Source organism: Tsukamurella tyrosinosolvens, from assembly GCF_900104775.1.
In the GTDB taxonomy this organism is placed as follows: domain Bacteria; phylum Actinomycetota; class Actinomycetes; order Mycobacteriales; family Mycobacteriaceae; genus Tsukamurella; species Tsukamurella tyrosinosolvens.
Genome location: NZ_FNSA01000003.1, coordinates 939,662 through 962,238 on the forward strand (window position 1 = coordinate 939,662; position 22,577 = coordinate 962,238).

At 70.2% G+C, this 22,577-nt stretch carries 27 protein-coding genes and 1 tRNA gene; 21 read left to right on the plus strand and 7 right to left on the minus strand.

What is annotated here, in order from left to right; translation table 11 throughout:
* The first annotated feature begins 5 nt into the window (after positions 1-5).
* The 8 genes from BLW32_RS06050 (at position 6) to BLW32_RS06090 (ending at position 8,737) form a co-directional block, all read left to right on the plus strand.
* Positions 6-692, plus strand: a complete 687-nt coding sequence (locus BLW32_RS06050; protein WP_068524231.1) for a response regulator transcription factor — start codon at positions 6-8, stop codon at positions 690-692.
* 4 nt (positions 693-696) lie between these two features.
* Positions 697-2,217 carry a HAMP domain-containing sensor histidine kinase gene (locus tag BLW32_RS06055; RefSeq protein ID WP_068740967.1) on the plus strand — a complete coding sequence of 507 codons (1,521 nt, stop codon included), beginning with the start codon at positions 697-699 and terminating at the stop codon, positions 2,215-2,217.
* Positions 2,218-2,312: 95 nt separating this feature from the next.
* Complete coding sequence (locus BLW32_RS06060; RefSeq protein WP_068740968.1) at positions 2,313-3,611, plus strand: S1C family serine protease; 1,299 nt, start codon at positions 2,313-2,315, stop codon at positions 3,609-3,611.
* A gap of 14 nt (positions 3,612-3,625) precedes the next feature.
* A complete protein-coding gene (locus BLW32_RS06065; protein WP_068524732.1) occupies positions 3,626-4,234 on the plus strand; it encodes a MogA/MoaB family molybdenum cofactor biosynthesis protein in 609 nt (202 codons plus the stop codon).
* Between the two features lie 632 nt (positions 4,235-4,866).
* Positions 4,867-5,526: an MspA family porin gene (locus BLW32_RS06075; protein WP_068740969.1), complete on the plus strand. Its 660-nt coding sequence runs from the start codon at positions 4,867-4,869 to the stop codon at positions 5,524-5,526.
* Between the two features lie 66 nt (positions 5,527-5,592).
* On the plus strand, positions 5,593-6,303 hold the full coding sequence (locus BLW32_RS06080) for an MspA family porin (protein WP_068740970.1): 711 nt from the start codon (positions 5,593-5,595) through the stop codon (positions 6,301-6,303).
* A 157-nt stretch (positions 6,304-6,460) separates the two neighbouring features.
* The gene (locus BLW32_RS27410) at positions 6,461-7,807 is read left to right on the plus strand and encodes a hypothetical protein (protein ID WP_068740971.1); all 1,347 of its coding nucleotides are present in this window, start codon (positions 6,461-6,463) and stop codon (positions 7,805-7,807) included.
* A 222-nt stretch (positions 7,808-8,029) separates the two neighbouring features.
* Complete coding sequence (locus tag BLW32_RS06090; RefSeq protein ID WP_068740972.1) at positions 8,030-8,737, plus strand: MspA family porin; 708 nt, start codon at positions 8,030-8,032, stop codon at positions 8,735-8,737.
* Positions 8,738-9,374: 637 nt separating this feature from the next.
* Here BLW32_RS06090 and mscL read toward each other — a convergent pair.
* Complete coding sequence (gene mscL / locus BLW32_RS06095; RefSeq protein ID WP_068740973.1) at positions 9,375-9,845, minus strand: large conductance mechanosensitive channel protein MscL; 471 nt, start codon at positions 9,843-9,845, stop codon at positions 9,375-9,377.
* 69 nt (positions 9,846-9,914) lie between these two features.
* Between mscL and BLW32_RS06100 the strand changes: the two genes are divergently transcribed.
* From BLW32_RS06100 to BLW32_RS06110, 3 genes are read left to right on the plus strand one after another with little or no spacing between them, the layout of a single operon-like run.
* Positions 9,915-10,439, plus strand: coding sequence for a hypothetical protein (locus BLW32_RS06100; protein WP_139286092.1), 525 nt, complete (start codon positions 9,915-9,917; stop codon positions 10,437-10,439).
* A gap of 11 nt (positions 10,440-10,450) precedes the next feature.
* Positions 10,451-11,437 (plus strand): PrsW family intramembrane metalloprotease, encoded by a 987-nt coding sequence (locus BLW32_RS06105; RefSeq protein ID WP_170181088.1) that lies wholly within the window; start codon positions 10,451-10,453, stop codon positions 11,435-11,437.
* Between the two features lie 52 nt (positions 11,438-11,489).
* Positions 11,490-12,179, plus strand: coding sequence for a GNAT family N-acetyltransferase (locus BLW32_RS06110; RefSeq protein ID WP_068740976.1), 690 nt, complete (start codon positions 11,490-11,492; stop codon positions 12,177-12,179).
* A gap of 2 nt (positions 12,180-12,181) precedes the next feature.
* Here BLW32_RS06110 and BLW32_RS06115 read toward each other — a convergent pair whose 3' ends face one another.
* The 3 genes from BLW32_RS06115 to BLW32_RS06125 form a co-directional block, all read right to left on the minus strand.
* Positions 12,182-12,814 (minus strand): SAF domain-containing protein, encoded by a 633-nt coding sequence (locus BLW32_RS06115; RefSeq protein WP_068740977.1) that lies wholly within the window; start codon positions 12,812-12,814, stop codon positions 12,182-12,184.
* Positions 12,815-12,903: 89 nt separating this feature from the next.
* On the minus strand, positions 12,904-13,707 hold the full coding sequence (locus BLW32_RS06120) for an acyl-CoA thioesterase (protein WP_068740978.1): 804 nt from the start codon (positions 13,705-13,707) through the stop codon (positions 12,904-12,906).
* Entirely contained in the window at positions 13,704-13,958 is a 255-nt protein-coding gene (locus tag BLW32_RS06125) for an FmdB family zinc ribbon protein (protein ID WP_068524245.1), read from the minus strand. Before BLW32_RS06125 ends, BLW32_RS06120 begins: the two co-directional genes overlap by 4 nt.
* Before the next feature lie 73 nt (positions 13,959-14,031).
* Here BLW32_RS06125 and BLW32_RS06130 point away from each other — a divergent pair, with 73 nt between their 5' ends.
* Positions 14,032-14,583 carry a TetR/AcrR family transcriptional regulator gene (locus BLW32_RS06130; protein ID WP_068524246.1) on the plus strand — a complete coding sequence of 184 codons (552 nt, stop codon included), beginning with the start codon at positions 14,032-14,034 and terminating at the stop codon, positions 14,581-14,583.
* 72 nt (positions 14,584-14,655) lie between these two features.
* Here BLW32_RS06130 and BLW32_RS06135 read toward each other — a convergent pair whose 3' ends face one another.
* Positions 14,656-15,186 (minus strand): 5-formyltetrahydrofolate cyclo-ligase, encoded by a 531-nt coding sequence (locus BLW32_RS06135; RefSeq protein WP_068524247.1) that lies wholly within the window; start codon positions 15,184-15,186, stop codon positions 14,656-14,658.
* Between the two features lie 60 nt (positions 15,187-15,246).
* On the opposite strand from BLW32_RS06135, the gene BLW32_RS06140 reads away from it, so the two are divergent.
* The 7 genes from BLW32_RS06140 to BLW32_RS06170 all read left to right on the plus strand — a co-directional run bounded on the left by BLW32_RS06140 (position 15,247) and on the right by BLW32_RS06170 (position 20,216).
* Complete coding sequence (locus tag BLW32_RS06140) at positions 15,247-16,149, plus strand: UTP--glucose-1-phosphate uridylyltransferase (RefSeq protein WP_068524248.1); 903 nt, start codon at positions 15,247-15,249, stop codon at positions 16,147-16,149.
* Positions 16,150-16,169: 20 nt separating this feature from the next.
* Positions 16,170-17,411: a molybdotransferase-like divisome protein Glp gene (glp, locus tag BLW32_RS06145; protein ID WP_068740980.1), complete on the plus strand. Its 1,242-nt coding sequence runs from the start codon at positions 16,170-16,172 to the stop codon at positions 17,409-17,411.
* Between the two features lies 1 nt (position 17,412).
* Positions 17,413-18,045, plus strand: a complete 633-nt coding sequence (locus BLW32_RS06150) for a GNAT family N-acetyltransferase (RefSeq protein WP_068524250.1) — start codon at positions 17,413-17,415, stop codon at positions 18,043-18,045.
* Between the two features lie 142 nt (positions 18,046-18,187).
* Positions 18,188-19,432, plus strand: a complete 1,245-nt coding sequence (gene sepX / locus BLW32_RS06155) for a divisome protein SepX/GlpR (RefSeq protein ID WP_139286093.1) — start codon at positions 18,188-18,190, stop codon at positions 19,430-19,432.
* A gap of 42 nt (positions 19,433-19,474) precedes the next feature.
* Positions 19,475-19,547: transfer RNA gene (locus BLW32_RS06160), tRNA-Ala, on the plus strand.
* Positions 19,548-19,678: 131 nt separating this feature from the next.
* The gene (locus BLW32_RS06165; RefSeq protein ID WP_068740982.1) at positions 19,679-20,017 is read left to right on the plus strand and encodes a DUF1801 domain-containing protein; all 339 of its coding nucleotides are present in this window, start codon (positions 19,679-19,681) and stop codon (positions 20,015-20,017) included.
* Between the two features lie 13 nt (positions 20,018-20,030).
* Positions 20,031-20,216, plus strand: coding sequence for a hypothetical protein (locus BLW32_RS06170; protein ID WP_068740983.1), 186 nt, complete (start codon positions 20,031-20,033; stop codon positions 20,214-20,216).
* 8 nt (positions 20,217-20,224) lie between these two features.
* On the opposite strand, the gene BLW32_RS06175 is transcribed toward BLW32_RS06170, so the two are convergent.
* Both BLW32_RS06175 and BLW32_RS06180 read right to left on the minus strand, forming a co-directional pair.
* The gene (locus tag BLW32_RS06175; protein WP_068524254.1) at positions 20,225-21,001 is read right to left on the minus strand and encodes a dioxygenase family protein; all 777 of its coding nucleotides are present in this window, start codon (positions 20,999-21,001) and stop codon (positions 20,225-20,227) included.
* 30 nt (positions 21,002-21,031) lie between these two features.
* Positions 21,032-21,364: a winged helix-turn-helix transcriptional regulator gene (locus tag BLW32_RS06180; protein ID WP_068524255.1), complete on the minus strand. Its 333-nt coding sequence runs from the start codon at positions 21,362-21,364 to the stop codon at positions 21,032-21,034.
* A 101-nt stretch (positions 21,365-21,465) separates the two neighbouring features.
* Between BLW32_RS06180 and BLW32_RS06185 the strand changes: the two genes are divergently transcribed.
* Both BLW32_RS06185 and BLW32_RS06190 read left to right on the plus strand, forming a co-directional pair.
* The gene (locus BLW32_RS06185) at positions 21,466-21,897 is read left to right on the plus strand and encodes a DoxX family protein (RefSeq protein ID WP_068740984.1); all 432 of its coding nucleotides are present in this window, start codon (positions 21,466-21,468) and stop codon (positions 21,895-21,897) included.
* Positions 21,894-22,535, plus strand: coding sequence for an NAD(P)-dependent oxidoreductase (locus BLW32_RS06190; RefSeq protein WP_068524257.1), 642 nt, complete (start codon positions 21,894-21,896; stop codon positions 22,533-22,535). The genes BLW32_RS06185 and BLW32_RS06190 overlap by 4 nt, the downstream gene beginning before the upstream one ends.
* Positions 22,536-22,577: the final 42 nt, after the last annotated feature.

The window sequence follows — 22,577 nt, forward strand, 5'->3', positions numbered from 1 at the left end:
GGACTATGCGAATTCTGGTGGTCGACGACGATCGGGCGGTGCGGGAGTCCCTGCGTCGCTCGCTGACCTTCAACGGGTACCAGGTGGACACCGCCGTCGACGGGCAGGACGCGCTCGATCACATCGCGAGCAACCGTCCGGAGGCGCTGGTCCTGGACCTGAACATGCCCCGGATCGACGGTCTGGAGGTGTGCCGCCGCCTGCGCAGCGCGGGCGACGACCTGCCGATCCTCGTGCTCACCGCCCGCGACGCCGTGAGCGACCGGGTGAGCGGCCTCGACGCCGGCGCCGACGACTACCTGCCCAAGCCCTTCGCGCTGGAGGAGCTGTTGGCGCGCATGCGAGCGCTGTTGCGCCGTGCCGCGCCGGACGCGGGCGCCGACAACGAGGTGCTCAAGTTCGAGGACCTCAGCCTCGACCCGGCCACCCGCGAGGTGCTCCGCGGCGAGCGGAACATCAGCCTCACCCGCACCGAGTTCAGCCTGCTCGAGATGCTCATGAGCAATCCGCGCCGCGTGCTGACGCGCAGCCGCATCCTCGAGGAGGTGTGGGGCTACGACTTCCCGACCTCGGGCAACGCGCTCGAGGTCTACGTCGGCTACCTGCGCCGCAAGACCGAGGCCGAGGGGGAGAGCCGCCTGATCCACACCGTGCGGGGCGTGGGCTACGTCCTGCGCGAGACCCCGCCGTGACGCGATGACGGGGCGCGTCCCGACGGTGTCCGGTCCTCTGCCGCGGCACGCGCGGCCGGAGGTCCGGGACCGGCGCCCGATGCGCGACCCGAACCCGGTCACGCGCAACGTCAGTTTCCGCTGGCGCGTCACGCTGCTGGCCGCGGCCGTCGTGGGCATCACGGTGGCGCTCATGGCGGCATCGGCGTTCTTCGTGGTCAAGCGGGCGATGTACGCGGACGTCGACAACCGGCTGCACCAGCAGGTGGACTCGGTGGCGCCGGCGATGAGCTCGCCCGTCACGCAGTTCACGACCGTGATGATGATGCTGATGTTCCGGCCGGACATGTCCGTCAACCGCACGATGGTCGTTTACCCCGACGGGACGCCGTACCACTCGGGCCCGTCGGGCCAGGTCCCCATCGGAGAGCCCGAGCGCGAGGTGATCGCGGGCAAGCTCGCGCAGTCGCTGCGCTCCGAGGGCGACACGCGCGTGATGGCGCGGCGCCTCGACAACGGCGTCACGATCATCGTGGCCGAGGACCTGACCCCGACGAAGAACCTGCTCAGCGAGCTGGGCACGGTGCTCATCGTGGTCGGTGCGTGCGGGATCGTGCTCGCCGCGATCGCGGGCACCGCGGTCGCCCGGGGCGGGCTCAGACCGGTGCAGCGGCTCACGGAGGCCGCGGAACGGGTGGCCCGCACCGACGACCTGACCCCGATCCCCGTCGTGGGCCGCGACGAGCTGGCGCGCCTGACCACCAGCTTCAACGCGATGCTCCAGGCCCTCGCCGATTCGCGCGACCGGCAGGCGCGCCTCGTCGCCGACGCCGGACACGAGCTGCGCACCCCGCTCACGAGCCTGCGCACAAACGTCGAGCTGCTCGTCGCCGCGAACCAGCCGGGCGCCCCGCCCATCCCCGAGGACGACATGAAGGAGCTCTCCGACGACGTCCTCGCCCAGGTCGAGGAGCTGACCACGCTCGTCGGCGACCTCGTCGACCTCGCCCGCGAGGACGCGCCCGAGGCCGTCAACGAGGAGGTCGACCTCGAGGAGATCCTGCAGAAGGCGGTCGAGCGCGTCGAGCGCCGCCGCCCGACGGTCCGCTTCGATGTCACGAGTGCGCCCTGGTACGTCTACGGCGACAACGGCGGCCTGGGCCGCGCGGTGGTGAACGTGCTGGACAACGCCGCGAAGTTCTCGCCCGACGGTTCCGTCGTACGCGTCGAGCTCGCCGAGATCGGCGTCTCCCGCGCGGCGCTCAGCGTCGCCGACAGCGGGCCGGGCATCCCGGAGGAGGACCGGGAGCTGGTCTTCGAGCGCTTCTACCGCTCGATGGCGAGCCGCTCGATGCCCGGCTCCGGCCTGGGCCTCGCGATCGTCAAACAGGTGGTGGAGCGGCACGGCGGTTCCGTCGCGGTCGGCACGGCCGACAGTGGCGGCGCGCTGGTGCGCCTCGAGATCCCCGGCAGCCCCGTCGCGGGCGGCCGCGCCCCGCAGGTCGTGCAGCGGGAACCGCGCCTGCGCCTGCTGCGAGGCAAATGATGGAGTTGCTTCCGGGGAAGTGACAATGTGCTCACAGGCACTTCACAGCAGGCGTATGCAGTCTTGGCGGGGAAGAACACGAAGGAGGGGGCTCCATGACCGAGGGTCCGCAGAATCCCTATCAGCAGGGGCAGCCGGCCGGGCAGTACGGCCAGCAGCCGGGGCAGCCGCAACCGGGGCAGCCCGCGCAGGCGGCGGCGCAGGCGGGGCAGTACCGGCCCACGCAGCAGTACTCGGGCGCCTACCCGGCGCCGGGCGGCGGACCGTCGGGCTACCCGGGGCCGGGCGGCCCGCCCGCGGCGACCGCGACGCCCACGCGCGGCCCCAGGATGGGCGCCCTCGTGGCGATGGGGGTGGCGATCGCGCTGATCGCGTCCCTGCTCTCGGTGACCGGTGCCTACCTGGTGTGGGGCAAGGGCGATGCCTCCCCGACGGTGACGGTGTCCGGGGGAGACGCGCCGCCGGTGGTCAAGGGCTCGGTCCAGGAGGTGGCGCAGAGCGTGCTGCCGGCCGTCGTGTCGATCGACAATCAGGCGGGGACCTCGGAGACGTCGGGGTCGGGCGTCGTGATCAGCGCGGACGGCAAGGTCGTGACGAACAATCACGTCGTCGCCGGCAACGGCAAGCTGACGGTCTCCTTCTCCGACGGCAGCGTGAGCAACGCCGCGGTGGTGGGCGCCGACCCGATCACGGATCTCGCGGTGATCCAGACGGACAAGCGCGGCCTCAAGCCGCTGTCCTTCGCCGACAGCGGCAAGCTGACCGTCGGCCAGGAGGTCGTGGCCGTCGGTGCCCCGCTGGGCCTCGCGGGCACGGTGACCAGCGGCATCGTCTCCGCGCTGAACCGCCCGGTGGCGACCAGCGGTAAGGACTCCGACCAGGCGACGGTGATCAACTCGGTGCAGACCGATGCGGCGATCAACCCGGGCAACTCGGGCGGCGCGCTGGTCGACATGACCGGGCGGCTCGTGGGCATCAACTCGTCGATCGCCACTCTCGGCGGCTCGAAGGCGACGGGGCAGCAGGGCGGCAGCATCGGCCTGGGCTTCGCGATCCCGTCGAACCAGGTGCAGCGGATCAGCAAGGAGCTGATGGACTCGGGCTCGGCGACGCACGCGGCCGTGGGCATCACGGTGGACCCGCGGGCGTCGGTGAGCCGGCCCGGCGCGCTCGTCGTCGACGTCTCGGCGACGGGCGGCTTCGGGCGCGCGGGCATCCCGAAGGGGGCGCTGGTGACCAAGGTCGACGATCTGAACATCACCGACGGGTACGGATTGATCGGCGCCGTGCGTGCCTACCCGCCGGGGGCTACCGTGACCGTTACCTACCTCGATAGCCCGAGTAGTACGAGTCCGGTGACCAAGCAGGTGACGCTCGATAAGTTGGACAAGTGACTGAGGAGTCGAAGATGACCGCGGAGATGAGCCAGAGCCGAGCCGCCGATGCCGAGTGGCTGGAGGACGAGGTCCTCGACGTGCCCGCCCTCGACGATGCCGCCCTCGACGGGGCCGGCGTGATCGGCCGCGCGCTCGTGATCGTCGTCGACGACCACCTGCAGCCCGGCGCCTCCCGCGCGTCCGGTGCCGGGAAGTCGGTGGGTTCGCTGGTGACGGAGCTGCTCGAGGAGGCCGGCTTCGAGGTGGACGCCGTGGTCGTGGTGCCCGCCGAGGAGGTGGACGTGCGCAACGCGCTGAACACCGCGGTGATCGGCGGCGTCGATCTGGCGGTGACGATCGGCGGCGTCGGCGTGGGCGCCCGCGACGTGACGCCGGAGGCCACCGAGGAGATCCTCGACAAGAAGCTGCCCGGCATCTGCGAGGCGCTGCGCTCGTCGGGCCTCGCCGCCGGCGCGACCGACGCGGGCCTCTCCCGCGGCCTGGCCGGCGTCTCCGGCAGCACCGTGGTGGTGAACCTCGCGAGCTCGCGCGCGGCGATCCGCGACGGCATGGCGACGCTGACGCCGCTCGCCACCCACGTGATCCGCCACATCGCGGGCGGGGACGACCAGGCCCGCTGATGACGTCCGGAGATTCCACCCCTCGGAAGTACTCCGCGCGCGATATCGCACGGATCTTCGGGGACGTTCTGCCTTCGCAGACCAAGGATGATCGGCCCGACGACGCCGCACCCCGCCCGGGTGCGGCGTCGCCCGTTTCCGGGTCCGACGGTGACCCGACCGAGCGGTGGTACCGCGAGAACCGGCCGCCGCACCACGGCGGCTGAATGCCGCGGATCGGGCAAACCTGCTGGTAGTGTGACTAAGGACACAGATGCCTTGTGAAACGGTCAGGTTACGGCTCTGGTCTATCTGAGTGAACTCTAAGTAGGAAGCCCACCCTAAGTTTCGCGCAGGTAGGTGGGCGTTTTCGATGAGTGCAGCCTAATAAGTGCTGGTTGACGCATGAGTCCGAGGTTCGCGATCTTGATGGATAGGTTCACGAATTCATCATTTACGAAGATCGAAAGCGTTGCGCGACCTAGAAAACTGAGGATATGCTCCGCGAGAACCGAAGGTCAGCGAAGACTTCCGGGGAACCGATAGTGATCTCGGCCTGAGACAACGGCCGGGATTCGACCCGAGGCTGGGTGAGCCGCCGGGTCGGCGCTCCTACCGGAGCGTCACACCATGATTCCTGGTGAGGGGAACGAATGAGCAAGATGAGCAAGGTTGCAGGGCGCGCTGGCGTCGTTGCGATCGCGGTGGCCGCGGCCGCCTCGGTCGCTGCTGGATCGGCCAACGCCGGCCCGCTGCCCAGCGGTCAGAAGACCGTCGCGGCTCCCGCGGGCTGGAGTGTCGTCCTGAAGTCGACGGGGAACTCGTTCGCGATTCAGCCGTCCTTGGCGACTGCGCAGTCCCGGAGTGCCTGGTACACGTCGAGCGGCTCCGTCACGGTGAAGGCTCCCGCCGACGCCAAGGACATCCAGGGCAAGCTGGGTGTGGGCGTGGTCGTCGGTTGCCAGTTCCCCGGCCAGATCGGTGGCGGCGTCGATGTCACGGGCCCCAGCGCGGGTCTCGGCATGTCGGGCCCGAGCCTCGGCGTCGGTGGTGTGTCGGGGTCGCTTGGTATTCCGCTGACCCCGGGTGCCACGAACAGTGTCACCGGCTTCAGTCGAACTGATCAGCCGGGCTCGACGGATTCGATCAAGTTCACCAAGCCGGGTACATACACCGTGAACATCAAGGATCAGAACGTCGACATCAAGTTCTGCTCGGGCTACGCACAGGCACGGGTCGCAACCTGGGTCGAGATCAAGGGCAGCAACCGTATCCAGGGCTTCCTGTACGGCGCGCCCTTCTCGCTGGGCTGATCCACACTCCGACTGACCTGACTCTCTTGTCCGCCCCGTGGGGCGGCGAATCCTGAAGGAATTCACATGAAGAAGATCGCGATCCGCGGTGCCGCCGTTGCCGCCGCGGCTGGCGTGGCGATGGGTGCACTCTCCACGGGTGCTGCCAACGCCGACACGTTCATCCCGCTGCCCAACGCCACCACGACCGCCAAGGTCGGCGACTCCACCGTCACTGTCTCTGTGACGAACCAGAGTGCCAAGCTGTCGCCGGGCATGGTCGCCCTGCCCACCACCCGCAACGCGTGGGTGTCGGGTCTGGTGTCCGCGAAGATCTCCGGTGGCAAGCCTGATGGCGGCTCGATCCAGGCCGGTTACGCGGTCGGCTGCCAGGTTGATGTCGGCTCTGCCGCCATCAACCTGGGCGCCAAGGGTGGCGTCAACAACAAGGACGGCGTGGCGTTCGACAGCAGCGGCTGGGTTGGTTCGCCGTCTGTCTCGGGTTCGACCGGTGGCAGCATCAAGCTTGCTGCGGGCAGCGTCGGTACGCAGATGCTGACCTACGACCGCGCCACCTGGCCGTCGCCCGGCGACGAGGTCGCGCCCGACTGGGCAGACCCCAGCACCGGATTCAAGTTCAAGGGTTCGTCGGGCTCGCTGAGCTACGCCGAGCAGACCATCGGCGTCGACGGCTGTGCTGGCTACGCGCAGGCACGCTTCTTCGCCAAGGTCAAGGTGAAGTCGGGCAACACCCAGCAGACCGTGATCCTGTGGGGCAAGGCCTTCACTCTGGGCTGATCGTCACCAACACGCGAAACGGCGGTGTCCATACGGGCGCCGCCTTTCGTGTCTCGCAGGACTGGTACCAACGTGCAAGTCGGACCCGGCGTCATCCGATTCGCTGACCTTCTCGGACGCCGCACCGAACACCCTGTCCTCAAAGGAAGCTGAAGAAATGAATCGCAAGGCAACTCCTTTCATCGCTCTGGTCGCCGCGGCGACAGTCGCCGTTGCGCCCGCCGCCGGAGCCGCTGCCGCGACCGCGGCACCGGCGGTCCACGCGGCCGGGACCGCCGCGCCGTCACCCGCGCAGGTTCTGCAGACCGTCTCCGGCGCAACCGGCGCGGCTACCCTCCCCGCCGGGCTGACTTCGGCGGCTCGGGCGACCGAGGTCGCGCCCCTGGTCGTCGTCACCGACGAGTCCGCGAAGGCGGGTGCGGCCGCCGCCGGAGTGTCTGCCACCTCCGAACCCGTCGCTCTTTCGTCGGTTCCGGCGTCGGTGCAGTCCGCGCTCGACATCGCGGGCCTCCCCGTCGCCGCCGTGTGGCGGGTTTTCCAGACCGGCAACGGTATCTACACCGTCTTCTACAAGCTCGCGTTCAACACCATTCCGAACGCGCTGTTGAAGGGCCAGTGGGGCTCGATCCCGACCGCCTTCGAGACCGCTGTCAAGGATTCGCTCACCTGGATCACGACCGGCGCCGGCCCGAAGGCGCCGGATACGGGGACCACCCCCAAGGCCACCGTCCCGGCCGCGCCGTCGGTCACGGCGGTACCCTCGGTGGTCACGAATGCACTGAACGTCGCAGGTATCCCGGTCGCGACTGCGTGGGCGACGTTCCAGGCTGCGAACACGGTGTACACGAACTTCACCAGCCTCGTGTCGACCGTGCCGAACGCACTCATCTCCGGCAACTGGGGCAAGATCCCCACCCTGGTGATCGACGCGGTCGCCAAGTCGATCACGACGATCGCCGATTTCCCGGGGGCGCAGATCAAGGCGGCTTCGGAAAAGATCGAGAAGCTGATCGCGTCGTTGACGCCGCCTGCGGCGACGCCGGCCACTACTGGCGCCGACGCGCTGTCGGTGACGCGGACCGCCGCGGCGACCGAAGAGGATTCGGTCACGACCTCCGTTGCTGACAAGACTGCTGATTCGCAGAAGCCTGCTTCTCAGGCGGTCGTGGAGACCTCCAAGCCCGCTGCTGAGCAGACCAAGCCGGTCGTCGCGGCCGAGACCGCCGGGCCCGCTGCGGAGCCCTCCAAGCCGGTGGCGACGGAGCCGGTCGCCGAGCCCGTGAAGCCGGTGGAGACGACCGTCGGCGAGGTGGAGGCGTCGCCTGCGAAGGCGGTCGATGCCGCACCGGCGGAGAGCAAGCCCATCGCGGAGGCGACGAGCGCGAAGGATTCGGCGCCCGCGACCGACGCTGCTGCGCCGGAGTCGAAGCCTGCTGCATCCGAGCCCGCGGCCGCCGAGACGGTCGAGACGACCGAGTCTGCGGAGGGCGCCGGATCGAAGTAGCTCGCGCCCGGCACATAGGATCGCCCGCCCCGCTCGGGGTGGGCGATCCTGTGTTTTGCGGCTCGAAATCCCCCGGAGTCCGCCGGGAGGTGCCTATCCTGTTACAGCTTCCCGTCAGTGTTAACTCAGTGTTTCCACGGGCGGTTTGGGCGATTTCCGGCTGGTAGTTTTCCTTCTCAATCGCGGGCGAAGCTCAGCCGGCGTACTGAAAGGACTGGGTACATGACCCTGAGAATCTCCCTCGCGGCAGCGGCGTTCGCCGCAGCAGGCGCGCTAACCGTTGGGCTGCTCACCCCCGCTACCGCGGCGGCTGACACCGTGATCCCGCTGCGTGACTCCGTGAAAACCGTCAAAGCCGGTTCCAGCACGATCACCATTACGGTTAAGGGCCAGCGCGCCAAGCTCTCCCCGGGAATGGTTGCTTTGCCGACCACGCGGAACGCGTGGGTGTCGGGCGTCGTGAGCGCCAAGATCAATGGGGCAGACGCGGACGGCGGATCGATCGAGGCCGGGTATGCCGTCGGCTGCCAAATCGATGTCGGTGATGCGAGTATCGACCTCGGTGCGGGCGCTGAAACCGGCGCGACCTTCAATGACCCCGACAAGGGGACGGGGGTATCGCCGTCCGTGAGTGGTACGACCGGTGGGTCGATCAAGCTCGCCGCCGGATCCGTCGGCACGCAATCGCTCACGTACGACCGCTCGACCTGGCCCAAGCCGGGCGACGAGGTCGCGCCTGACTGGTATGCGCCGTCGACGAGCTTCGACTTCACAGGCTCAAGCGGCAGCTTCACTTACAGCGACCAGACCATCGGTGTGGACGGTTGCGCTGGCTACGCGCAGGCCCGTCTGTACGTCATCGTCAAGGCTCAGGTCGGCGACTCCAAGAACACCGTGATCCTCTGGGGCGACCGCTTCACCCTCGGCTGACGGGGCCGACGCGCACTCGTCGAACTTGCGCAGAAGCCGGTCTCCCTTGTTGGGAGGCCGGCTTCGTCATTGTCGGCGGATCCGGCCGGAACAGTCTTTCCGTCACTGCGACGGCGATTTCACGATCCCATCGCGGGCGAGCGAGGTAAAAGCTAAGCTAGCGTCGGTAAATACACGCCCTGTGGAGGTGGCTCATGAAAAAGGCACTGATCTCGTCGGGAGTCGCTGTCGTCCTGGCCGTTGGGGGTGCGGTGGGAGCGGCGCCTGCTGCGAACGCCAGCGGCCCGTGCACTCTCAAGACCATGGTGACCGGCCATTGGGAGCCGTCCAAGTCTTCCCCGTCGACGACTTTGTGGCCGGGCACCAAGGTCGACGTAAGCATGTTTACGGAGACAAACAACGAAGGCACGTGGACGCCGCTAGTTGATGGTGCGTTCAAGCACTACGTTCTCGATTTCTGGGAGTTCGGTAGCTGCGAGTAGCGTCGCCCATTGGTCAGTAGATTCTCGTCGGTCCGGGTGATGGCTGAGTTTGATGCCGCGGCGGTGGAGCCGAACGTGAACTGATGGCACCGTCGGACCCCGAAACGAAAGCCGGCCTCCCCAACAGGGGAGGCCGGATTCGTCGTTCCTGGGGGTCAGACCTGCGGCTTCTGCGAGGGGAACTGCCCCGTGGGCGGAAGCTCGGTGACCGAGTGCGCGCCGCCCTGCGGCTGCGCGGCCTGCGCGGCGAGAAGGTCGCGGATCTCGACGAGCACGTCCACCTCGTCCTCGGTGGCCGGACCGCTCGCGCGCTTCTTCAGCGTCTCGTACGGCAGGATCAGCACGAAGTAGACGACGGCCGCCACGAGGACGAAGTTGATGCCCGCCGTGATCACCGCGCCGAGGTCGATGACCGTGCCCTCGACGGGCTTGCCATCGGCGGTCTTCCTCAGCGCCCACGCGAGGCCCTGCACGTTCTGGTCGCCGCCGATGGAGGCGATGAGCGGCTGCACGATGTGCTCGGTGAACGCGGTGACGATCGCCGTGAACGCGGCGCCGACGACAACGGCGACCGCGAGGTCCAGCACGTTGCCCTTGAGGAGGAAATCCTTGAATCCCTTGAGCATGATCGAGTGTCCTTCGTGAGGTTGTAACGCCAGTGACGCGTGATGCAATTTCGGACTTATGCTAGCCGTATGAATCGAATCCGCGCAGTGGACGCGGGCGTTTCGGCCGGTGTGATCTTGGTCGTCGGCGGCCTCGCCGCGGGGTGGTTCGGGATCGAACGCGCTGTGCCGACGCCGCAGACGCCCGTCGCCGACCACGCCTATCGCGTCGGGAACGAGTACGCCGGAGTCGATTTCCGCGCACCGTCGGGCTGGGACAAGGTGCCGTCGGGCAGGGCCGACGTGGTGCGCTTCGTCCACTCGAGCGGCAGCTCGCTCTCCGTGCGCCTCACCACCGGTCTGACCGATTTCGACACCGCCGCGCCGCGCCGCCTGCGCGAGTTCGAGGCGGGCGGCGTCGACGCGCGCTTCACCGGCGACCTCCGCGACGCGCAGTTCACCGGCCGCAGCTGTACCGCCACGGGCGGCGGCCGGGCGGGGGAGTGCGCGGTCGTCGGGCGGGACACGCTCCTGGTCACGGTCCTCACCCTGCGCCCGCCCGACGGTGCCGTGCCCGACCTGGCCGCGCTCGTGCGATCGATGCGGGAGGTCTGATGCGCGCGCGGATGACCACGATCTCCTTCTGGGTGTTCGCGGCAGGCCTGGTGTGCGGCGGCTACGTGCTCGCGCGCGACATGGTGCCGCGGTTCGCTGAGTCCGGCGCCGGACTCGCCGCGGCGCTGCCGATCATCGTGCTCGCGGCGGCCGCGATCGCGGTGATCATCTGGGCCCTCGACCGGTCCCACGCGCAGGTCCGCAGCGCGTGGGCACTCGCCTTCGCCTGGGGCGCGATCGGCGCCTGCGGGCTGTCGCTGCAGATCAACGGCTTCGCCTCCGACGCCGTGAACGACGTCCTCGACGATCCGGGCGCCACGCACTGGGGCGCCGCCCTCGTCGGCCCGCTCAACGAGGAGACGATCAAGGGGGCCGGCGTCGCGCTCCTCCTGGTGATGTTCCGCGACCGGCTGCGCCGCCCCCTGCAGATCTTCGCCGTCGGTGCCTTCGCGGGCCTCGGCTTCCAGGTGGTGGAGAACCTCACCTACGCCATCACCTTCGCGCTGAGGGACGCCCAGTCCGACGTCGCCGGCGCGCTCACCGTGACACTGCTGCGCGCGCTCTTCGGCTTCCAGTCGCACTGGGTGTACACCGCGTTCTTCGCGCTTGGCCTCGCACTGCTGCGCAGCCGCCTCGCGGCGGCCGCCCTGGCCGTGGCCCTGTCCTATCTTCTGCACTTCTGGTGGAACGCGCCCAGCGGCGACGACCCGATGATCGCGTTCGCGCTGATCCTGCTCAAGTGCGCCGTCACCCTCACCCTGCTGGGCGGTGCGTGGTGGTGGATGATCCTCGAGCAACGACGGTGGCTGCAGGGCGCCATCCGTACCCCCGAAGCGGCGGAGCTCGCCCCACCCGCCGAACTCGCCACGCTGCCCACCCGCGCCCAGCGGCGCGCCGGCCAGCAGTACCTGCGCTACTACTACGGACCCGCGTACGCCGACGTCGCGCGGCAGCGGCAGGTCTGGTTGATCCGCGAGCTGACCTACCGCGTCGGCTGACGTCACCGGAATTCGGTTGTCCGAATCCGACGGGGCGGGAGAGGATCCCGGCATGTTCTCCTCCGCCGTCGACGGCTACTGGCGCTCCGTGTTTTCCGGCCCGTACGCCGGCTCCCCGTTCCGCTACGTGGTAAGCCCCGGGCTGGAGGACGGGCTGCACCTCGCCACCCTCACGTCGCCCGACGGTGCCGTGGCCGCCGCCGCGACGCCCGCCGCCGCGGCGGCGATCGGACAGCCCGCGGACGCCTCCGCGCTCGACATCGCCCTCGCTGCGGCCGGGATGCGGCTGCACGGCGCCGACCACGTCTTCTACCTGCCCGAGGCGAGCCACGCGGACCGTCGGGCACGAGGCCTGCACCCGGCCGTCCGCACGCTCGGCGGCGACGACCTCGCCGCGTTCCACGCCTTCGAGGCGGCGGCATCGCGTGAGGACGTCGATGCGGCCCTGGTGGACCTCGACGACGACCTCGCGGTCGGCGTGTTCGACGGTGACCGCCTGGTCGCCGCCGGAAGCTCCTACCCGTTCCGCGGCTCGAACCTGTGGGACCTGGGCGTGCTCACGCTGCCCGCGTCCCGCGGCAGGGGCTACGCGCTCGCAGTGGTGAACGCGCTGGCGCAGGCGGCGTTCGAGGCGGGTGGCGAGCCGCAGTACCGCTGCCAGACCGACAACGCGGCGTCGATCGCGCTCGCCGGGACGGCGGGCTTCGTGCGGTTCGGCGACTGGGACGTCGTCGAGCGCTGACCTCACCGGAACACCACCGACAGTGGGGAACTGAGGGCCGCGGCCGCCACCGCGTGCGCCTCCGCCTCCGACATCGCGAGCATCGCGGTGCGGGCCTGCTGCCGCGTGGCCTGCGGGGCCGCGGCGACCGCCACCGTCGCCGAGCGGGCCAGCACGGCGGGGGAGTCGTCCTTGCGCTGCGCCACCACGTCGACCACGTCGCCCGCGCGGAGCAGGTCCATCGTCGCCGAGTCCTGCAGCGAGACCGGGACCAGGCGGGAACCGGGGCGGATGTGCCCGGCGGTGCGATCGGTCAGGACCCGACGTCCGGTGAGGATCTCGCCCGCGCCCACCGGACCCGTCACCGACCGGCCGACGGCATCGTCGGGCCCGGTCAGCGCGTCCTGCGGGGCGAGCTCGGCCGGTACGGTGCGCACCGCGAGGTCCGCACCGGTGAGCCGGCCGCCCGGCCCCAGTTCCCGCGCGGCCACCAGGACCTGCGCCTGCGGCCCGCTCGGACGGCTGGTGAGCGCCACGATCAGAGCCAGCACGGCGAGCGCCGCGGCGGCGGACCGTCGGGCCGTCAGGGTGCGCGCCCACCCGGGCCGCAGCGCGGCGCGGATCCGTTCCGCCCCGGTCGGTTGCAAGGAGTCCATGCCCGGAGGCTACGACGGTGCCGCACCCCCGCACCGTCGGAGATCGGGCGCCTGTGGATAACCCCGAACCTGTGGAGGAACGCCCCCGATCAGGCCTTCGGATCCTTGTAGTAGACGATCTGATGCGTGGTCGCCAGCAGGGTGCCGTTCCGGCCCCAGAGCTGGCCGTACTGGTCGAAGTGACCGTGGCCGAACCGGGCCGCGCGGGCCGTGGCGAGCAGGTGGTCGGCGCCCTGCTGCTCGAGTTCCGCGGGGCTCGCGTGGAAGTACGTCGTCAGCGAGATCGTGCCCGCCGGGACGTACGTTCCGCGGCGCAGGAAGACCCGCGGGAAGAAGGAGTCGGAGATCGACGCGAGCGCGGGATAATCCAGCGGGCGCGCGGGCTTGTCGCGCAGCCACATGGTGGTCGTCGAACCGTCCTGCGGGCCGTCCATCTCGAGGCTGCCCTCGACGAAACGGGTCTCGTAGTTCTTCGCCCACTCGACGAACTCCGGCATGGACAGCTCGGCGTAGCCCTCGGGGCCCTGCACGGGCGGGAAGGCGAGCTCGGTGTCGCTCCAGGTGTCGCGGCGGGTGCCGAACACCGCGGTACCGGAGGCGACGGCACCGTCGCCCTGGCTGATGACGTACGTGAAGTGCTGGTTGGTGCGATTCGTGCGCAGCACGGTGATCGCGACGTCCCAGGCGCCGTCCTTGATCGGGGCGGCGAAGTTGAGCGTGAGGCTCAGGGGGTGGCCCTGCGCCTCGGGATGCGCCTGCAGCGCGGCGACGACGGTGGCGGCGGTGATCCCGCCGAACGGCCCGACCATGTTGTTGTAGGCCGGGTGCGTCTGCGCGCGGAAACCGCCGTCGATCGGCTCGAGGGCCGTCGCCTCGTCGAAGGCGTGGGTCACGAGCTGGTGGCCTTGTCGACCTTCGTCGCCGTGTCCGACTTCTTCTCCGACTTGGCCGTCGTATCGGCCTTGGAGCTGCGGGAATCGGTGCGGTAGAAGCCGCTGCCCTTGAAGACGACGCCGACGGAGTTGAACAGCTTCCGCAGCGGGCCGCCGCAGTTGGGGCACACGGTCAGCGGATCGTCGGAGAAGGACTGGACGGCGTCGAAGGCCTCGCCGCACTCCTTGCACTGATACGAATAGGTAGGCACCTGTTGATTCTACCCCTCGAATTAGCACTCCTGCGATTCGAGTGCCAAGGATGTGAGCGGATACGATACCGCTATGACGGTTCCCTCACCTGCGCGGCGGATCGTGGACGCGGCACGCGAGGTGATCGCCGCGAACGGCATCCCCGGCGTCAGCATGGACCAGGTGGCGAAGCAGGCGCACGTCTCCCGCAGCACGCTGTACCGGATCTTCCCCAACCGCGACCAGCTGATCGCCCGCGTCGTGGCCATCGAGATCCGCACGCTGCGCCGCAAGCTCGACAAGACGATCGTCGGGTACACGCCGCAGCAGACGCTGGTCGAGGTGTTCGTGCTGAGCATCGAGCAGGCCGAGTCGAACATGGCCGTGTCCAAGGTGCTGGCCGCCGAGCCCGAGTACTTCCTGCGCATCCCGCGCGGCGTGTGGGACCTGCTCATCCAGGGCATCGTGATCCGCCTGCGCAACTCCGGCGCCGAGCAGGACTACGCCGACCTCTGCTCCGTGGTGGACCTCATGCTGCGGATCACGGGCTCCCTGCTCTCCAATTCGCCCACCGGCCTGGACATCAGCGACACCGCCGCCCTGCGCACCTACGGCGAGAAGTACATCTCCCGCCTCCTGGTGTGACCGGCGCCGTGAATCCACGGCCCACAGCGTCACGAAGCCGGATTCGGCCTCCCGACGCTCTCAGCCGCGGATTCACGACGCGAAGTCCACCAACCCCGACGGGGTCAGTGCCGCATGGACCGGCACATCCGTGGGCTCCGACGGCAACCAGTCGACCAGCTCGTCGTCGTAGACCACTGCGATCAGCCGAGGTCCCGGCCGCAGGGACCGGTCGTAGTAGCCGGCTCCCCGGCCCATCCGCACACCGTCGCGGGAGCAGCCCAGCGCGGGCAGCAGCACTGTCGACGCCGAGGCCACAGCATCGGCGCCCAGCCGCGGCCCCGCCGGTTCGAGGAGGCCGAACGGGCCCGGGGCGAGTGAGCCCGACCACGCCCAGTCCAGCGGGCCGGGCTCCGGCGGGGTCACCGGCAGCAACACCTCCCGGTCCAGTGTGAAGGCGGGCTCGGAGCCCACCGGCACGTACGCCGCGACCACGTCACCCAGGTCCGATGCGGCCAGAACGGCGGTCAGCGCCGCCGCGGCGTCCGCCCGCTGAGCGCCCGTCATCGCGGCGCGACCGCGCCGGAACCGTGCGCGCCAGGCGGCCTTGGTGTCAGCGCTCACGCAGCGAACTCCCAGCCACTCGGATCGTTACCTTCACGTGACCTAGCCTAAGGTGGGGGAATGAGCAACGCGCCGTCCATCCCGAAGACCGCGATCGTCCCCGCCGCCGGCCTCGGCACCCGCTTCCTCCCCGCGACGAAGACGGTGCCCAAGGAGCTGCTCCCCGTGGTCGACACCCCGGGCATCGAGTTGGTGGCCGAGGAGGCCGCGGCCGCCGGCGCGGAACGCCTCTGCATCGTGACCAGCCCGGGCAAGGACGGCGTGGTCGCCCACTTCGTCGAGGACCTCGTGCTCGAGGGCACGCTGGAGAAGCGCGGCAAGACCGCGATGCTCGACAAGGTGCGCCGCGCACCGAATCTGATCCACGCCGAGGCCGTCATCCAGGAGAAGCCGCTGGGCCTGGGGCACGCGGTGGCCTGCGTCGAGCCCGTTCTCGACGACGACGAGGACGCCGTCGCCGTCCTGCTGCCCGACGATCTGGTGCTGCCCATCGGCGTCCTCACCACGATGGCGAAGGTCCGCGAGAAGCGCGGCGGCTCGGTGCTGTGCGCGATCGAGGTCTCCCCGGAGCAGATCAGCAGCTACGGCGCCTTCGACGTCGAGATCGTGCCCGACGCCGCCAACCCCGACGTGCTCAAGGTCAACGGCATGGTCGAGAAGCCCAAGGCCGAGGACGCGCCGTCGAACTACGCGGCTGCCGGCCGCTACCTGCTGGACCGGGCCGTTTTCGACGCGCTGCGCCGCATCGACAAGGGGGCCGGCGGCGAGATCCAGCTGACCGACGCCATCGCGCTGCTCATCAGCGAGGGGCATCCCGTGCACGTCGTCGTGCACCGCGGAACCCGACACGACCTCGGAAATCCCGGGGGCTACCTCAAGGCTGCGGTTGACTTGGCGTTGGACCGCGACGACTACGGTCCCGACCTGCGCACGTGGCTGCAGGATCGCCTGAACCGAGACTGACGCTGTAGGAGGCCGAGAGCATGCGCTCCGTGGAGGACCATCTGGCACGGGTCACAGCGGCGGCCGTGGCGCCGCGGCCGGTGCGCGTGGGGATCTCCGAGGCGCAGGGCCTCATGTGCGCGGAGGAAGTGGTCGTCGAGAACGCCCTCCCCGCCTTCGACCAGGCCGCCATCGACGGTTACGCCGTGCGCTCCGTCGACGTGGCGACCGCCGGCGAGACCGATGAGGAGACCGGCGAGCAGATCGTCGTGAGCCTGCCCGTCGTGGGCGAGGTCCGCGCGGGCAACCGCCAGCCCATCCGGCTGCAGCCCGGGCAGGCCGTCAAGGTCGAGACCGGCGCGCCGCTGCCCACGCTCGCCGACGCCGTCCTCCCCGACAAGTGGACCGACGGTGGCCTGTCGAAAGTCCGTGTCGGACACTCGGTCCGATCGGGTCAGTACGTTCGCCGCACCGGTGACGACGTGCAGCCGGGCGACGTGGCCGTGCGCCGCGGCACCGTCGTGGGGCCCGCGCAGGTGGGCCTGCTCGCCGCCGTCGGGCGCGACAAGGTCTCCGTGCACCCGCGGCCGCGCGTCGCCGTGATCTCCGTCGGCCGCGAGCTCGTCGACATCGACCGGGACACCGGTGCGGGCCAGGTCTACGACGTGGCCTCCTACGCGCTGGCCGCGGCCGCCCGCGACTGCGGCGCCGAGGTGCACCGCGTGGGCATCGTCACCACCGACGGGGTGCGCGAGGCGGTCGAGGCGCAGCTGCAGCGCTCGGAGGTCGTGATCGTGACCTCCGCGCTCGGCGGCAGCGCGTCCGAGGACATCACCGCCGCGCTGACCGAGCTCGGCGACCTCGCGGTGGAGCGCATCGCGATGCACCCCGCGTCGGTGCAGGGCTTCGGCACCCTCGGCGGCGACCAGGTGCCCACCTTCCTGCTGCCCTCGAACCCGATGAGCGCGCTGGTCGCGTTCGAGGTCATGGTGCGGCCGCTGATCCGCATCGCGCTGGGCAAGCGGCAGCCGATGCGCCGCCTGGTGACCGCCAAGAGCGCCGCGTCCCATCAGTCGCCCGCCGGCCGCCGCGAGTACGTCCGCGGCCAGCTCATGCGCGACGAGGACACCGGCGAGTTCATGGTCGCGCCGATCCCCGACAATGGATCCCACCTGCTGGTGAGCCTGGCCGAGGCGAACTGCCTCATCGTCGTGGACCCGGAGGTCACCGAGGTCCGCGCGGGCGACGACGTGGTCGTCGCGTTCCTCGCCCAGCGCGGCTGACGTGTTGTTCGGAACGGACTGGCAGGTCGAGCTCGGGCCCCTCACGACCGCCGCGGGCGTCGTCCGCCTGCGCCCCATCCGGGCCCGCGACGGCCGCCAGTGGTCGCGGCTGCGCCTGCTCAACCGCGCCGAGCTGGAGCCGTGGGAACCGTCGGGCGAGGTGAACTGGCAGCGCCGACACACCGCATCGCAGTGGACGCCGCTGTGCGCGTCACTCCGCTCCCAGGCCCGGTCCGGCACCATCGTTCCGCTGGTCATCGAGGTCGACGGTGCCTACGCCGGCCAGATCACCATCGGGAACATCACGCGCGGGCAGCTGCAGAGCGCCTGGGTCGGCTACTGGGTGGACCGGCAGGTCACCGGCCGCGGGGTCGCGACGGCGGCGGTCGCGCTGGCCGTCGATCACTGCTTCGGGGCGCTGCGCCTGCATCGCGTGGACGCGACGGTGCGTCCCGAGAACGCCGGATCGCGTGCCGTGCTCCGCAATTCGGGGTTCCGCGAGGAGGGCCTGCTGCGCCGGTACCTGCACGTCGACGGTGGCTGGCGCGACCACCTGCTCGTCGCGATCACGGCCGAGGAGGTCGCGGATTCGATGGTCGCGCGGGTGGTCCGATCGGGCCGCGCCCGGTTCTGACCCGTGTGACTGAAGTGACTGATTGAGATTTTTGGGGTTTGACTACGGCGCGTCGGACGTGCTGAATCGCGCAGTTGAAATAGCCTTCTAGGCGACTTACACGGATGTGATCCGTGCTCGCTGAATGCCGGAGGGAGCCGACATGATCCCGCAGACACTGCTCTGGGTGGGGCTGATCGTCGCGTGGCTGGTGGTACTCGTTCCGATGCTCGCGGCGCGGCACCCCAAGGTGAACCAGGTGTCCGACGCGACGTTGAAGACCCGGCTGCTGCACCGCGGCGGCTCGGCCACCCGCGCCGTGCGGCGCCGCATCCGCCCGGCGGCCACCGTCGCCGAGGAGCGTCCCGCCGAGCGCGATGACGCCGAGCTCGACGACGACGTCGAGGACATCGAGGACGGGCGGATCGTGCTCGGGAAGACCGGTGCCGTGGCCGAGGACGACATCGCCGACGAGGACGCCGAGGCGCACGCGTACGTCGACTCCGACGTCGACGACCTGCACGGATCCAGCCCGATGGACGGCGACACCACGCCGATCCCTACCGTCGAGCGGGCCGCGATGGCGAAGCGGACGAAGATCGTCGACCTCGACCGCCTGGACGCACCCGCCGACGACGCCACCGCCGACGACGCGACCGCCGACGACGCGACCGCCGACGCCGCCGCGCCGATCGTGCGCCGCGTGACCGCGCCCGTCGCCGAGCCCGAAGCCGAGCCGGCCCACGCGCCCGCCGCTGAGGCCGACGCCGAGATCGAGGCGGAGCTCGACCTCGAGGACGACGAGATCGTCGAGGCCTCAGCGTATGACGAGGACGCCGACGAGGACGTGGACGAGGTGGACGACGTCCCGGCGGACGAGCAGCTCACCGAGGAGTTCGACCCCGTCGAGCGCCCCGCCGCGGAGCACGACGACGAGTTCGACGCCGAGCCGCGCCGCCGTCGCGGCGGCTACGACCCCGAGAACGACGCCCGGATCACCGAGGCGCGGTTCCGGTTCCGGCAGCGCGTGACGCTGGTGCTGGGCGTGCTCGCCGTGGTCGCGCTCGGCGCCGGCCTGATGAACGTGCCCTTCGCCTGGTACGGCCTCGGCGCCGTGGTGCTCGCGCTGGTGGCCTACCTCGCCTACCTGCGCCGGACGGTGCGGATCGAGACCGAGATCCGTCGGCGCCGGATGGCCCGGCTGGAGCGTGCCCGCCGCGAGCGCGCCCGCGAGGCCGAGGTGCGCGACGGAGTGCCCGCGCACCTGCGTCGGGGCGGCTGCATCGTCATGGAGATCGACGACGAGGACCCCGCCTTCGACCACCTGCCGCGGTACCGCGCCGAGGAGTTCGACTTCCTCGATCGCCCCGCTGACGTGCGGGAACCGTACGAGCGCAAGGTCGGTTAACAGTTTGGCCGCGGGGCTTGCTAAGGTATTCGAGTTCCGCAAGGGGCTATAGCGCAGTTGGTAGCGCGCCTCGTTCGCATCGAGGAGGTCAGGGGTTCGATTCCCCTTAGCTCCACAGAGGAAACCGCAGACCGGGCGGGGTTCTGAGAAATCAGAACCCCGCCCGGTCTCGTTTCCGGAGCGTCGCCGAGGGCGGCCCCGAGGTAGCGTGAGCGGGTCGATCCACGCCGAGGAGGCCCGCGCATCATGTTCACCAAGAAGGGCGACGCCGCCGTTCTCGCCAAGCTCCGTGCCATGCCCGCGCCGTACGACGGGATCGGGGAGCGCCTGCACGCGATCATCCGCGAGAACGCGCCCGGGCTCGAGCCGGTGGTCCGCTGGGGCCTGCCGTTCTACGTCGGCGGCGGCGAGGACGTCTGCTACATCAAGCCGGGAGACACGTACGTGGCCTTCGGTTTCGGCGAGACGGTGAACCCCGCCTTCGAGGAGGGTGCGAGCATGCACCCCATCGTCTGGAACGTCACGGCGCTCGACGCCGAGACCGAGGCGCGGATCGCGGCCCTTGTCGCGAAGGCCGTCGCCTGATCGGCGCCCGGTCGTGACGACCTCGCTCGACCAGCTGCGGCGCTGGGAGGACTCCGGCGGCACCTGGACGGTGCTGAGCCGATCGGGCGGGCACGCCGTCGTCGCGCTGCTGCGCTGCGACGGTGGGGAGATCGTCGACCGGCTCGAGTCCGACGACGCCGCCCTCCTCGCCTACGTCACCGAGCCCGACGGGACCTGACGCGCGCCTCAGGCCGCGACGATGCTGCGCTTGGCCAGCCCCATCCAGAAGCCGTCGATCGGCTCCTCGGGCGCGACCTCGGGATCCGTCGCCGCGCCCAGCGTGACGAACAACGGGGAGAAGTGCTCGATCCGCGGGTGTGCGTAGGGCATGCCCGGCGCCTCCTCGCGGAACCGCATGAGCCCGTCCACGTCCCCGGCGGCGAACCGCTCGTGCGCCCAGGCATCGAACTCGACCGACCAGCCGGGCGCGACGGCGTCGGCGCTCGGGTCGGTGAGGAAGGGCAGGCCGTGCGTGGTGAACCCGGAGCCGATGATCATCACGCCCTCCTCACGCAGCTCCGCGAGCCGCCGGCCCAGCCCGAACAGTGCCTCCGGCTCCAGCGTGGGGAGCGAGACCTGCAGCGTCGGGATGTCGGCCTCCGGGTACATCACGGTGAGCGGCACGTACGCGCCGTGGTCCAGGCGACGCTCCGAGTCCCGGTGCACGGGCTGATCGTCGGGCGCCATGGCCGCGATCCGGTCCGCCAGCTCCGGCGCGCCGGGGGAGGGGTAGACGGTGCGGTAGTAACGCTCGGGGAAGCCGCCGAAGTCGTAGGTGAGCGGCACCCGGGAATCGGTGGCGCCCACGGTGAGCGGTGCCGCCTCCCAGTGCGCGGAGACCACGAGGATCTGCTCTGGCCGCGGCAGGTCGGCGGCGAGCCGGCGCAGCTGCGCTACCCAGCGCTCGTCGTCGACGAGCGGCGGCGCGCCGTGGCTGAGGAACAGCGCGGGCATGGTGGTCATGGGTTCCCTCCCGGGGATCGAGTGAGCGCGCTACGACCGCGCCGCGGGCATCGCCGTCTGCACGGCCTCGGCGAGCCGTAGCACCGCCTCCGCCACGTCCGCACCCGCGGGCGTGAGGCGGTACTCGGTACGCGGGGGATTGGTGTCGGCCGAGTAGCGGCTGACGAGTCCGTCGTCGACGAGGGCCCGCAGGGTCTGCGTGAGCATGCGGTCGCTGATGCCCTCGACCTGGCGGCGGATCTCGCCGAACCGCTGCGGCTCCGTCCGGAGGCGTCCCAGGACGAGCGCCCCCCACCGTCCGGTGACGTGTGCGAACACCTCGCGCGAAGGGCAGTCCTTCGCGAAGACGTCGAAATCAGCCATGTCGGAAAACCTTACACGTACGGAAGTATTGCGCTTACGAATCGTCTGTGCTTCTATGGTAACGGCAAAAGCTTGAAGCTTCAACCATCTTAGGAGATCGCATGGTCAAGAAACTGGTCACCACCCAGTTCACCCTCCTCACGGTCGCCCGGGTCATCCTCGGCGTCGTCTTCTTCGCGCACGGCTGGCAGAAGGTCGTGACCAACGGCCTCAGTGGCACCGCCGGTGCTTTCGAGAAGATGGGCGTCCCCGCGCCCACCCTGTCCGCCTGGTTCGCCGGCCTCGCCGAGCTCCTCGGCGGCGCGCTGCTCATCGTCGGGTTCGCGGTCCCGATCGTCGCGATCGTGCTCATCATCGACATGCTCGGCGCCATCTTCACCGTGCACATCGACAGCGGCTTCTTCGCCACCGGCGGCGGCATCGAGCTGCCACTCGTGCTGATCGCCGGCCTGCTCGCCGTCGCCGCGGTGCCGCAGACCTCGCTGGGCATCGACGCGCTGCTGCTCAAGAACAAGCTGGAGGGCGCCAAGTGAGGATCACCGTCTTCGGAGCCTCCGGATACTCCGGCGGCCACATCGCTACTGAAGCGCTGAACCGCGGCATCGAGGTCGTCGGCGTCGCCCGCGACGTCGCGAAGGTCCCGGCCGGCGCCACCGCCGAGGCCGGCGACGTGACGGATCCGGCCTTCGTGGCCCGCGCCGTCGAGGGCGCCGCCGTCATCGTCTCCGCCCTGCCGACCGCGGCACCGTCGGACACCGGCACCGAGCTGCGCACCGCCCTGGAGGCGCTGGTCGCCGCCGCGCGCTCCACCGGCGCCCGCCTGGGCGTCGTGGGCGGCGCGGGCAGCCTGCTGGTCGCGGAGGACGGACCCAAGCTGGTCGACACCCCGTCGTTCCCCGACGCGGTCAAGCCGATCGCCCAGGAGCACGACCGCGCGCTGGACTACCTGCGCACGATCGACGACGTGGACTGGTTCTACCTGAGCCCCGCCGCGAGCTACGGCTCCTTCAACCCCGGCGAGAAGCGCGGCACCCACCGCGTGGGCGGCGACGTGCTGCTCACCGACGCCGACGGCAACTCCGAGATCTCCGGCGCCGACTACGCGACCGCGTTCGTCGACGAGGTCCTCACCCCCGCGCACGAGCGGGAGCGGTTCTCGGTCGCCTACTGATCCCGTCGCGGCCTGCGCCGCGCCGTCGTATCCTCGGCTCAA